Source organism: Paenibacillus sp. V4I5 (genome assembly GCF_030817255.1).
Lineage (GTDB): Bacteria > Bacillota > Bacilli > Paenibacillales > NBRC-103111 > Paenibacillus_E.
The window spans coordinates 6,765,650-6,778,417 of the sequence record NZ_JAUSZB010000002.1 but is presented as its reverse complement, the minus strand read 5'-3'; the positions used below and the strand labels follow the sequence as shown (position 1 = coordinate 6,778,417).

The following is a 12,768-nucleotide window of genomic DNA, read 5'->3' as shown; positions in this document are numbered from 1 at the left end:
TTATTATCATTCCTTTACGGAACCGATCATAACCCCCGCATTGAAGTGTTTCTGCACGAATGGATAAACCATTAATATGGGAATGGCGGAAACGATGATCATCGCTGACTTTACCGATTCCGGGTAAACGTTTTGCATTTGCGAGGCTAGCTGTTGGCCTGTCGGGCTGTTGATCGACTGACTCAGATTGGTTATCGTGTCTCTTAATACAAGCTGCAAGGGATGCAAGTTTATATCGTTGATAAACAACATCGGGAGATACCATTCATTCCAACGATCAACCGCATAAAACAAGGACATGGTCGCCATGATCGGCAACGAAACGGGTATGACGACGCGAATGAGGATACTAAAATCGTTGGCCCCGTCAATTTTGGCCGACTCCTCAAGAGCAGGATTGACGCTTCCGAAGAAGTTCTTCATCAGGATGAGGTTGAACGCGTTTACAGCCGCCGGCAAAATCATGACAAGTAAATTATTCTGCAAGTGCAGGCTTTGAATCGTCAAATAATAGGGAATAAGACCGCCTGAAAAAAACATCGTAAAGATGATGCAAGTAAGGATCACGTTTCGGCCTGGCATCGAATTCTTGGATAACGCGTAAGCGCCTGTCGTCGTTACTACCAAATTTACCAATGTGCCTAACACGGTCACGAAGACCGATATAAGCAAACCATTGACCACTTTGCCTTCATGAAAAATATATTGATACGAAGAGAGATCAATGGATCTCGGAAACAACATGACCCCTCCCGCTTTCCTGTCTAATAGGGTAGACAAGGACAGAACGAGCGTTTGATAAAACGGGAATACAGCCGCGATCGCGCACAGCCCCAGGATGATCGCGATCAGCGCATTAGAAACCGATAAGCGCTTCAATAGAGGCCCCCCTCCTTCATAACATGCTTCACAAAAAAGTTTGCTCCGAAAAGCAACAAGCAACTGATGACGGATTTCAGTAAACCAACCGTAGTGGAATAGCCGAACCCCGTTGCGTCTACAAAAGCGCTGCGATACACGTAGGTATCGAGAATATCGGCGCGTTCATAAACAGCCGGGTTATACAAATTGAAGATCTGGTCGAACCCGCCGTTCATAATACCGCCGACTGCCAGAATAAGCAGAATAGCTGCCGTGGTACGAATCACCGGCCATGTAATGGCCTTCATTTGCTGATAACGGTTTGCACCGTCTATGGCCGCCGCCTCATAAAGCTCGGGATTGATGCCTGCGATGGCTGCCAGATAAATAATGGAGGACCAGCCTGCTTCTTTCCATATGTTCGACGTGAACAGCAGCGCCAGAAAACTTCCGTCGTGGATCAGGATCGAGTTTTTTCCCCATCCGAATAGCTGCAGGATCTGATTGAGCACGCCCTGATCGCTCAGGATACTCGTAATGATTCCGCTTAACACGACCCAGCTGATGAAATGCGGAAACGTAAATACAGTTTGATAGATCCGCTTCAATCTTCTGTGTCGCATTTCATTCAGCAGAATCGCCAGCAGGATCGGGATCGGAAATTCGATAAGCAAACGCCCGAAGCTGATCAACAAGGTGTTGTTGAACGCATGCTGGAATTTCGGATCACCCAGCACATCCCGAAAGTTTTGAAAGTTATTCCAGGGACTGTTCATGATGCCCAGAGAATAATTGAAGTCCTTAAAAGCCAAGATCACGCCGTACATAGGCACATACGCGAAGATCAGAAAGAACAGCACGGTTGGAAATACCATCAAGTAGAAGTACTTATGACGGACGATTTCCTGCCATTTGCGGTTGGTTTTTCCCTTCAAACGCCCCTTGTATTTCGCGTGAATTACTGTATTTTGCATGCCCCTCTCGCCTCCTGAAATTATTATAAAGCAAGCGCTTTCCAAGGGGTATGTCGTGCAATTAGCTTTTATTTTGTATTTTTAAGCAACTTTGTGTCGAATAGGAGTCGGAATGGTCTTGCACCTAATTCAAGTACAAGTTACCGATTTGTAGTACAAAAAAAAGGACTCCTTTATTCAGGAGCCGGAAAAAAGCCGTTTTGACCTTGGTCGAATCGATAGGTTCTAGGCGGAACGCCCATCATTTTTTTGAACATTTTACTGAAATAAAAATAATCCCTATATCCTACCTGATCCGCTATCTCGTTGATCGGAATGGAGGTGGTCTTGAGCAACTCCGAAGCGCGGCTCATTCTAAGGCCGGTCATGTATTCGGTGAAGGTTTTATCCAGTTCTTTTCTGAATAATTGCGAGATGTAGTTTGGGTTTAAATTGAATCGTTTACTTATGCCTAATATGGTAATGTCCTCGCTGAAGTGCTCGTTGATGTATTCCAGCATGGCAGAGAATGTACTGCGTCCAGGTTGTATGGAAACGTGCTGTTGATCGTTCTGCTCCTCCCGGAACAATCGTTTTAAATATTGGATCATATCGCTGACATCTTTAAACTGATCTGCCAATTGTTCGAGTGAATAGAGGTAGAAATCGTCCGATTCCTTTCCCTTTCGACTTAACTGCGATATGCAATCGTTATATAACAACAAGGCATGCCGAATATTCAGAAGGCCGCTCTGAAACATGAATAAAAAGGAATCCAACTGCGTATGGATCGCCTGGTCATTTCCTTCTGCCAACACTGCAAATGCCGACTTCAAATCATGGGGTTTCCACTTCTCTTTCCATGCGGGCGTTTCAGCTAAGGTGAAATATTGATAGGCTTGAAGTTCCGCTTCCTGGATAGCCTGCGTAAATTCTGCCGGTTCGACAACCTGCTCGCTGAACCCGATTCCTTTCCAGAATTCACGACTTTCAGAAGAAAAGTTGGACATGAACTGGGCCGCGTCTCTGTCCGCCATTACGTAAATAAACTTGCGATAACCGATACGCACCGTAAGGCAAGGTGTTTGTTCATGGATCGGCAGCCTGTCCCTTCTTACGGTAAGCATGATACGCAAGTCGTCTTTTCCGGACCCGTCAATGCCGGCAAAAGCTAACTCCCGCCGCAATCTGCTGTTTGCTTCCGGCGTGCCGCTCTCAATCAAATCAAGGATTTCCCCTTCAGGCAACAGACGGCGGGCGTCTAATTCCCGCTTGATCTTTTTCAGATACCCCATGAGTTCCATCTCGTCGAAAGGCTTCAGGCAATAACCGGATATGCCGTTCTGGATCGCTTTCTGCGCGAGAGCAAATTCCGCCAGACCGCTCACTATGATAAATTTGGAGGATATGCCGGCGTCGTCCAATCGTTTTTTCAGTTCCAGCCCGTTCATTCCGGGCATCCGAATATCGGAAAAAACCACATCCGGTTGAATTTGTTTTACAACTTCCACTGCCTCCTCCCCGCTCTGCGCATACCCAACAACTTCATAGCCGCAGCCCTTCCAATCCACCGACGCTTTCAAGCTTTCTATAACCAGTTCCTCGTCATCCACAATAAAGACTTTATACATAACCTTCACTCCTGACCGGTATTATAAGCGAGACCGTTGTTCCGCCTTCAAGCTCGCTCGTCAACCTGATGCCGTATGGTTCTCCGAAGATCATGCGGATTCTGTTATGCACATTCGCCAGTCCGATGCCGGATACGGAATCGCCATCAAGGCCATCGGTTGCCGATCGGCATTCTATTGTAAGATTAATTTCCTCTAACTTTTCCAAACTTATTCCTGTACCGTTATCATTGACGGAGAGATACAACTTCTCCCCATCCCTGTAGCCTTTTATCACCAACACACCGGTTCGTCTGAGCGGCTCAATGCCATGTTTGATGGCATTTTCCACGATAGGCTGCAAGATCATTTTTGGGACAAGACAAGCGAGGCATTCCGTAGAAATGTCATATTCCACATGCAAGCGTTCGCCAAATCGGATTTGATGAATGAAGATATAGTATTTTATGATGATCCATTCTCTTTCCAAGGAAATCATATCAGGTCCCTGGATACTGTAACGGAAAAACATAGCTAACGCTTTTGTCAGCTCGAATATTTGCGAAGAACCCTCTCTCGCGGCAAGCCCTTTGATCGATTCCAGCGTATTGTATAAAAAATGCGGATTGATTTGACTTTGCAAAAAGCTGAGTTCCGCTCTCCGTTTAATTAATTCCGTCTCGTAGAGGACACGCTTGCTTTCCAGCAAATGATCCGTCAACTTCTCAATTTCCGTCAACATTTCATTGAAACGCGAAGCCATAATAATCATTTCCGCATAACCATCTACTGCGATTCGTTTGCTGAGATGTTTTTTTTCCCCGAGACTCACTTCTCCCATCAGGCTCATAAACTTCTTCAAAGGCTGCAGAATGTTGTTGCTCACGAACAGAAGCGGTATGATCATTAGAACGAGTGCGATGGCTACCATGATAAGCTGCTGTAGACGAATCTCATTAAGACCTTGAAGGAGCACACGATTCGGCACTTCAATCACAATTTCGCCGTCCAAATCCGGAATGGCTTCCCTATGAATCATATATTGACGGTTATGATTCAACAATTTATCTTTTGGAATCGGCTCCCCCAGGTTACTTGAATCATCATTCGTATAGAAAAGCCTTCCGTTACGATCAGCCATGTAGACTAAGGCACCATCGGGTAAATTGACAGGGTTGCCGTCGCCGAAGAGCAGTCGATTGTCGATTATCAAAAGCAGAGTTCCAAGTTTACTTCTGACGGCCTCAAAATCAGTTGTTGAATAGATAGGTGCTCCCGCCACCAATACCGGCGTTGTAGTATAAGGTAAATCGATCATTTTATGCCCCAAAAAATAGGACAAGTTATCTTTCGGAATCTCCCGGGAAATTGCTGCGATTTGAGTCGTATTGGCCAGGAGGTTGAATACGGCGCCGTTATTTTCAACCAGTGCAATATCCAGAATAGCCTTTTTCATTTTCCTCATATCTGACAAATAAGCTTTTAACTGGTTGTACATTTCAAACTTTTGGGTTGGATTTGTCTCAGACAAAAAATTTTGTACGGTTTGTCCGTTGTAAGCAATCGTTTCCATAATTCTTTTAACATCATTACTGTTCGAGGAAATGGACTGGTTCAGTTGCGAAATAACACCTTTGATGTAATCGCTGTTATTCTTCTTTACGACATTGACGGCACGGTAATAATTCACAGCCATGATCGAAATCATAACCATAACAATTAATAAACCCAGTAAAGATAACTGCACCGTGATGGGAAGTTTTTTCAAATATGATCGTTTCATGTGACTTTTCCTTCTTTGATAGTTAATTTGATGTATAGGTTTAATTCACACAGAATCATAACATATTTGAATGAGAACGGTGAAGTTGATGTATTTTCCTGGCCTGTTCCGGAAAATAGCGGTCACACCAATTAATGATTCGAGTTTTCGCTTGAATTAAGCTCACCATGACCTTCTCGCGCAAATTCATGAGAATGTTCCAGTTCTGCATATTCCTTCTTCGGTATAGAACAGCCTAGTGGCAGGCAGAATTCAACGCCGCGCTCATCCGACTTCGGCTCCCTGCGCAGAACTGAACCTCGGGGTTCGCCCCTTTGCGGGGCTCCATATAGCAAAAGACGCCACCCCTTTTGTGGTGACGTCCTTGTGCTATATGGAGCCGAGGGGGATCGAATCCCTGACCTCTTGCATGCCATGCAAGCGCTCTCCCAGCTGAGTGGACTTCTGAAGCTGTTCAATCCATGATCTCTAAAGTGATCTTGTAAACATAGATGCCCTTTTCGATTTTATATTCATCGTGAATATTTTTGGTCCAACCGTTGTCTCCGCCAAGACCTGCATGTTTGTAATCGATATGAAGGAAAACGGAATCGGATGTGCCAAGCTCATCTTCATAGGCGGCATTGTCGTATTGTCCGATGCTGAATTGATGAATATCAAAATGGAAGTGACCCGCCGAGGTAACTTTTACCTTGCGATCATCCGCGGATACATATAGATAACGGACATCTTCCTTGCCCCCGCATTCAACCGGCACGATGTAGGGAACATGTTGTTCTTGGGCAGAGCTTTCATATATACCAACGAAGGCAGACGTTTTTCGGTCCGCATAGTTTTCCCATGGCCCGCGACCATACCATTTGATATTTTTCCAGGCAGCAGAGAAGGTAAAGCTTAGACCGATTCTCGGAATGGTATCGACATTGGCATTGTTCACGACCGTGTTGGTAATTTCAATGCCTTTACCGCCAATCGCATAGTCAGTTCGTGTTTCAATGCACCCATGATACAAAGCATGAACCTGAATGATAACGGAAGAAGGCGCTGCATATACCCGGATACGCTTGATCTCTTTCTGATTGGAGTTCAGCCCGAGGCTTCTCCATTCAACCGCATAGTTCAGCGTCTCGCCAGTTATACCGGCGTCTATCCCCGTTGGCGGACGATAGAAATTGTTAGCTCCGCCCGTAAAGTAGTCCCGGTTCTTGTATCTCACAGAAATGAATTCTGCCGTATCTTTCGAGAAGACCACGTTCGTATTTTCATTATAAATATGAATTCGATCAGCGGCTTCTTCATATACCAGGCTTCCACTTTCAATATCTCCGGTGTGCATTTCGTAAACGGAATCATTCAACTCGATCTGGCATGCATAAATACAGGCTCCCTTATTTGCATAATACGTATCCTCGTTCAGATAAGCATAGAAATTCAGGTACGCTTCTCCAGAGACCTTGGCTGGATCGTGTGGTGCCTGTACACTGTCCATAGATCCGGCCGGCGTATTCAATTTGGATAATGTACCGTTTTCGACAACCTTCCCGTCGCAAACAAGCTCCCAACCGATGTCGAGGTGGCTTAAGTCTCGATGCGTATAATGATTAAAAATTCGATAACTTTTGTTACCAGGGACATCATAAGGCCGTTCAAAGTAATCGATCTGGACGGGAGCTTGAACATATTTGATTTCATAGGCAGCCGGTTTCGGCGTTAAATCCGGAAATACAATGCCGTTCAGGCACATATCGGGCGCAGCATCCATAATCTCTTCTTGGAACCCGCCGCCATAAACATATTTTTTGTTCCCGGATTCATCATGCCTAACAAGCGCTTTATCCTGAAAGTCCCAAATAAAACCGCCCTGAAACCGTGGGAATTTATGAATGAGGTCCCAAAATTCCTTGAAATTCCCGTTGCTGTTGCTTTTCGCGTACGCATATTCACACATAATAAACGGCCGCAAGTCTTCGCTGTTGGCCATGCAGTCCAGGATCCAATCCTTCTGAGGATACATGGGCGCCACGATATCGGAAATATGGGCCGGAGGATTCGAGGACTCATACTGGACATATCTTGTTTTATCGTATTCCTTAATCCATCCGTACATGGCAGCATGGTTCGCTCCGTAACCGGATTCATTTCCCAGGGACCAGAGAATGATCGAGGGATGATTCTTATCTCTGAGCACCATCCGTGCTGCACGTTCCATATAAGCATGGGTCCATTCGGGAGATGCGCTCAACTGGCCGCCGATGCCATGGGTCTCAATATTGGCCTCATCTACTACATAAATGCCCAGTTCATCACAGAGGTCGTACCATTCGACTGCATGGGGATAATGACTCGTTCTGACCGCATTGATATTAAGCGATTTCATGATCTTAATTTGCTCACGCATATACTCCGTCGACACCACGCGCCCCGTTTCGGGACAAAACGCATGAAGATTCGTTCCACGGATGATGAGACGTTTGCCGTTTATTTTCAAAATTCCATTTTTATCGATGCTAACTTCGCGGAAGCCGACATTTGCACTCTCGATGTCAACGACATTTCCGTCAGAGTCGATCATTTCCAATACCAATCTATAGAGGCAAGGAATTTCGTCGCTCCACAATTTGGGGCTCTTAATGGTTTGTTTGACCTTCGCCACATAGTTCTCTTGCAGGTAGGATCTGCAATCCGCAAACTTCGGCGTTTCAAACTGCGTAACCAATTTTTGATCGTGATCATAAAGAGATAGGCGCGCATGAGCTTCCCCGTAACAGCTTGCTTGATTATTAGGGTAAACCGTCACGGCTAATTCGGCATTGTCGTAATGACCCGAAAAGAGCGTTTCGATTTTATAATCATGAATGCGCATTCGCGGTTTTGCACAAATCAGAACATCTCTGTAGATCCCCGATAGATGCCAGTAGTCCTGATCCTCCAGATAAGTACCGGCTCCAAATCGCATCACCTGAACGGCTAAATAGTTCTGTCCCATTTGGATGTAATTCGTAATATCGAAAGAAGCGTTAAGCTTGCTGTCTTGCGAATAACCGACGAACTTCCCGTTTAACCACAGATAAAAGCAAGATTCCACGCCGGCAAAATCGATAAATAGATCTCGGCCGTTAAAATGTTCGGGAATTTCGAACGTTAGAACATAGCATCCGGTGAGGTTATCCTCCGGTACATAAGGCGGATTCAAAACAAATTCATCTTTCTTCAATTGAATTTCATGTTGGGAGTCCGCCCCCTTCTGTGCAAAGGGATACTTTATATTGGTGTACACTGGTTTTCCATATCCGAAAAGCTCCCAGTTGGAAGGAACCGGGATATCATCCCAACGGGACACGTCATATTCAGGATGATAGAACTCATCGGTTACCACGTCTGGAGACGAAAACAATTTAAATTTCCACGAGCCGTTTAAGCATTTTACATATTTTGACGTTCTGCGATCGCCGCTTAGCGCCTGTTCAACGGTTTCGTATACGCCGTACGTCTCATGCATGGGGTAACGATTCTTTTGAGTGACATGCGGATTCTCCCAGTCTCTGTTCATCTTCATACGTTTTAAATAATCCTCCCATCAATTGTTCTAATTGGTTGCACTAAAAAATCGATATCCTTATAATATAAGGATAAGTCATCATATGAAATGTTAAGTCTGGTAATTCATTTATCCAATTTGGTAGGTGTAGCAACAATATGTATTACGACGATATAAAGGAAAATGATGTTGTATACCGATGTATCGGCGACGATTTCGACCAAGGCATTTTGTCATGCGGCTTTATGAGAAAATTAACGGCAGAGCGTTCCCAATATGACTTTAAGATCGGATATTACAGCTGTTTTTTTATCCTGCAAGGCAGTGGACGATTTATCTCAGAGGACGGTACCGTTATTCCGATGCAAGCGGGGGATCTGGTTCAGCGTTTGCCCGAACGTTTGCACTCCACCGAAATCGAGCCAAATGGGGAATGGATAGAGTTTTATATGAGCGTAGGTTATCCTGTCTATCATTACCTAATAACACTTGGAATTATAAATTCCGATAAAGAGGTGCAAGCAACGCAGGTTACGAGCGATTTTGTTATTGATTTTGCTGCCTTGCTAAACAGCCTTAAAGGCGCTGCAGATGAAAGGCTCCCCTATTTGCTGATGAGAGCACAAGAGCTCATGATCCGATTACACGGCAGCGTTCATTATTCGCAGAGAGAGCACAATGATCATAAAATATCGAAGGCTTGCCAACTAATCGGCGGCTCCAATGATATCCATTATGATATGAAGGAAACTGCAGCAGCCGTAAATATGGGCTATGAGAATTTCAGGAAGTTATTTAAAGCCACGACCGGGGTTTCCCCTCAGCGATACCACATTGAACATTTAATGAAACAGGCAAAAATGATGCTCCTCTCTGGACTCCCCATCAAACATGTAGCCGTTGGTCTTGGTTATGGGGATATTTACTCTTTCACCAAACAATTTACTAAATCGGAAGGAATGCCTCCAGGACGTTATATCCGTAACCGCCATAGGTGACAATGCTCTACAGCCAATATAGGCATTCGCTCAGAAAAACAAATAACAAAGCCCCGAGAAATCGGGGCTTTGCCTCTTCATTTACTTGTTCTCTTTGTTTATTTCCGGCAAGGGCGTCCGGAAGTAACGATAAAACAGCAGGCTGATCGTAAAAATTCCGTGAGCCAGTAATGCCCACGGAATTTAGATTTCACGAAGCTTAATCGTTTCAAGTAATTTCGATGGAACATTCGATAGAATAGTCGCATTCCATCTTTATTGATTACTTTTTCAACGCCGCACCGACCGTTTTTTCGTATTGGTCGACTTGCCACTTGACAACTTCGTCGTAGCCCAAACCTTTGGCTTTCGTGATCAATTGCTGTTTCAGGCTGTTAAACTCGTTATCATTCTTCGCGAACATCAACTTCCAGGAGTATTCCTTGATGACTTTGCCCACTTCGCTGTTCTTCTGCTTGATGTCGGCTGGTTGATCCACCGCCGCTACGCTGCTGTTGTACGCAGGTGCCACGGCAACTTGGTTGTGCTTGACGACGTAATCTTTCACCGTCAGCGCACCCATAGCGTCCCGCCAACTCTTCGTGACCGGATCCGGATTATGATTCAAATACGAGGTCCACATCGTGTAATCATACGGTTCCCCAGTTTCCGGATTGTTCATAGATCTGGAGATCGTCGAGTTGTTGATTTGGTTAGTTCCGTCCTTGTACAGCCCGCCGCCGTATTCATCAGGCATATTGACGGAGTTCACGATCGCTTTGTATCCGAAATCGGTCAGGGTCGACTTTCCATCCTTGATATCCCAAATCAAGCCCTTCGGTCCGTAATTGGATTCCATGATCCCCTCCGGCGTATACAGCCAGTTAAGGAATTGCATCACACGCTCCGGATACTTCGTTTTCGCGCCAATGGTCCAATAGTAATTGCTGCCCTCTGGTTTAAACCCGGCGGATGACTGTTTCTCATCGCCGAATGGTACGAATCCGAAACCTTTTCCTGCGGACGTGTTGTTCGGGATGTTAAAACCGCTGCTTACCCAAGGAAATTGCGCGAATAGAATTTGCCCGTCCTTGTACTTATTGGTCACGTCGGCGAACTTCTGCGTCAAAGAGTCTGGATCAAGCAGTCCCATCTTATTGGCATCAAAGAAGAATTTCACGCCTTTCATGTAGTAACCGTTGTCATCGATAATGCCTTGCCATTTCGCTTCATCGGCCTTTGTCAGGATCATATCAGCTTTGTTGTTGAATCCGTCCCCTACCCTATAGCCGTATAATGCAGCTATAGAACCCACGTTCATTGAACCGGACCCGTCCCAGTCCGACCACAGCGAAAATCCGTACGTAGGCTTGCCGGTATCGCTCTTCGGACTGAGCTGCTGCATTTGCTTGAGGACGGGCAGATAGTCGTCCAACGTTTTGATTTGCGGACTGCCCAGCTTCTGGTACAAGTCCCAGCGGATATTGGGACCGAACGTCATATCGGCGCCTTCGCTCGGGCCGCTGCCGTTGCCTACCTCATTCCCCACCGAGTAGATCGCCGTGCCGCCGCCGAATTGCTTGCTGTGGGCTTCAAGCGATTTACCGGCATATTTTCGAATGTCTTGGCCGTATTTGTCAAGCAGCCCGTTTTTATTCCAATCCAACAGCAGGCCAGCTTTGATCGCATCTTTGTTGTTGATTGCAACCTGGATATCGCCTACATCGCCCGAGGCCAACAACGTAGCCTCTTTTCCCTGGCCGCCACCGATAATGTTTAATTTGATATTAAATTTTTCCTTGATCAGCTTCGCAAACCAACCCGGTTGATCCCCGGAATAGTTAGCCACGTTCGAGAATACCGTCAGTGTGACTTCCGGCTGCTTCGAAGGATCGGTGCTTGCGCTCGATTGCGCCGGTGAATCTACCGCGGTTTTGCCGCCGCTGCATGCGGACAATAATACAAGCACGACGCTCATCGAGACCGCGGTCGCCATCCACTTTTTTCCTCTAATCATTTGTTTGTTAACCTCCTTGTCATGTACCTGCATAGTCGTACTTTTTCATTGCGGTTAAGAAATGAATCCTGACGTCCCTTTGACAATTACAATACAAGCATACAATGTCCCGCCTCACCTCCTTTGCAGAGTTCCAAATTCACCCCTTCACGGCACCGATCAAAATGCCTTTGACAAAGTATCGTTGGAAGAAAGGATAAACTAGCAAAATCGGGATGACGACAACCATCGAAACCGTCGTCCGAATCGAAGTGGCCGTCTGCATATTGGCCAGATCCGCATTGATAGCCCCGCTGGATTTTATCAGATTTGCCAGCGATGTCGCTGCGTTTAAAAAGCGATACAGGAGAAATTGCAGCGTAAACAGCTTCGGGTCCGTGACCAGGAACAACGTGTCCTGGAAAGAGTTCCACTGACCGATGGCCGAGAAGATGGCGATCGTTGCCAGAATCGGCGTGATCAAAGGCATGACGATCTTCCAGAAGATCGTGAAATAGCCGGCTCCGTCGATTTGCGCCGATTCCTGCAGGGAGATCGGCGTCGACTCGATGAATGTTTTGACAAGGATGATATTGAACGGAGCAACGATCCCGGGTATGATATAGACCAGGAAATTGTTTACCAGGCCAAGCTTAAGCATGATAAGAAACCATGGAATCAGCCCGGCATTAAAATACATGGTCACGATAAGGAACCGGTACCAAAATTTACGTCCCCACATTACGTTTTTCGTAAACAAGTATCCGAGAAATCCCGATGCAGCCACGGTCAACAATGTGCCAATCACAGTGCGTCCTATAGATACGAGCGCGGCTGTACCCAGTCCGGGAATCTTGAATACTTCAATATAGTTGTTTATATGAATCCCCCGCGGGTAAAACATGACGAGGCCTCTGCTGCTCAAGTCGTTGTTGCTAATCGTATTGATGAACAAATAATAGAACGGAAAAAAACAAGCCAGAGTGAAAAGGGCAAACCACGTATAATTCAGGATGTCAAATATCGTAATCTTTCTCATCTTTCCCATGT

8 protein-coding genes and 1 tRNA gene are annotated in these 12,768 nt (G+C 45.7%); 1 reads left to right on the top strand and 8 read right to left on the bottom strand.

Annotated features, from left to right (window positions below; genetic code table 11):
* Positions 1–6: 6 nt before the first annotated feature.
* The 6 genes from QFZ78_RS32935 to QFZ78_RS32910 all read right to left on the bottom strand — a co-directional run bounded on the left by QFZ78_RS32935 (position 7) and on the right by QFZ78_RS32910 (position 8,763).
* Positions 7–879 carry a carbohydrate ABC transporter permease gene (locus QFZ78_RS32935; protein ID WP_307553541.1) on the bottom strand — a complete coding sequence of 291 codons (873 nt, stop codon included), beginning with the start codon at positions 877–879 and terminating at the stop codon, positions 7–9.
* Complete coding sequence (locus QFZ78_RS32930; RefSeq protein WP_307553540.1) at positions 876–1,835, bottom strand: ABC transporter permease; 960 nt, start codon at positions 1,833–1,835, stop codon at positions 876–878. The genes QFZ78_RS32935 and QFZ78_RS32930 overlap by 4 nt, the downstream gene beginning before the upstream one ends.
* A gap of 173 nt (positions 1,836–2,008) precedes the next feature.
* Entirely contained in the window at positions 2,009–3,445 is a 1,437-nt protein-coding gene (locus QFZ78_RS32925; protein ID WP_307553539.1) for a response regulator, read from the bottom strand.
* Positions 3,438–5,207 carry a sensor histidine kinase gene (locus QFZ78_RS32920; RefSeq protein WP_307553538.1) on the bottom strand — a complete coding sequence of 590 codons (1,770 nt, stop codon included), beginning with the start codon at positions 5,205–5,207 and terminating at the stop codon, positions 3,438–3,440. The genes QFZ78_RS32925 and QFZ78_RS32920 overlap by 8 nt, the downstream gene beginning before the upstream one ends.
* A 374-nt stretch (positions 5,208–5,581) precedes the next feature.
* A tRNA-Ala gene (locus QFZ78_RS32915) sits at positions 5,582–5,645 on the bottom strand.
* Between the two features lie 16 nt (positions 5,646–5,661).
* Positions 5,662–8,763 carry a glycoside hydrolase family 2 TIM barrel-domain containing protein gene (locus QFZ78_RS32910; protein WP_307553537.1) on the bottom strand — a complete coding sequence of 1,034 codons (3,102 nt, stop codon included), beginning with the start codon at positions 8,761–8,763 and terminating at the stop codon, positions 5,662–5,664.
* Between the two features lie 140 nt (positions 8,764–8,903).
* On the opposite strand from QFZ78_RS32910, the gene QFZ78_RS32905 reads away from it, so the two are divergent.
* Positions 8,904–9,743 carry a helix-turn-helix domain-containing protein gene (locus QFZ78_RS32905; protein WP_307553536.1) on the top strand — a complete coding sequence of 280 codons (840 nt, stop codon included), beginning with the start codon at positions 8,904–8,906 and terminating at the stop codon, positions 9,741–9,743.
* 262 nt (positions 9,744–10,005) lie between these two features.
* On the opposite strand, the gene QFZ78_RS32900 is transcribed toward QFZ78_RS32905, so the two are convergent.
* On the bottom strand, positions 10,006–11,739 hold the full coding sequence (locus QFZ78_RS32900; RefSeq protein ID WP_307553535.1) for a type 2 periplasmic-binding domain-containing protein: 1,734 nt from the start codon (positions 11,737–11,739) through the stop codon (positions 10,006–10,008).
* 139 nt (positions 11,740–11,878) lie between these two features.
* The gene (locus QFZ78_RS32895; protein ID WP_307553534.1) at positions 11,879–12,766 is read right to left on the bottom strand and encodes a carbohydrate ABC transporter permease; all 888 of its coding nucleotides are present in this window, start codon (positions 12,764–12,766) and stop codon (positions 11,879–11,881) included.
* Positions 12,767–12,768 lie beyond the last annotated feature (2 nt).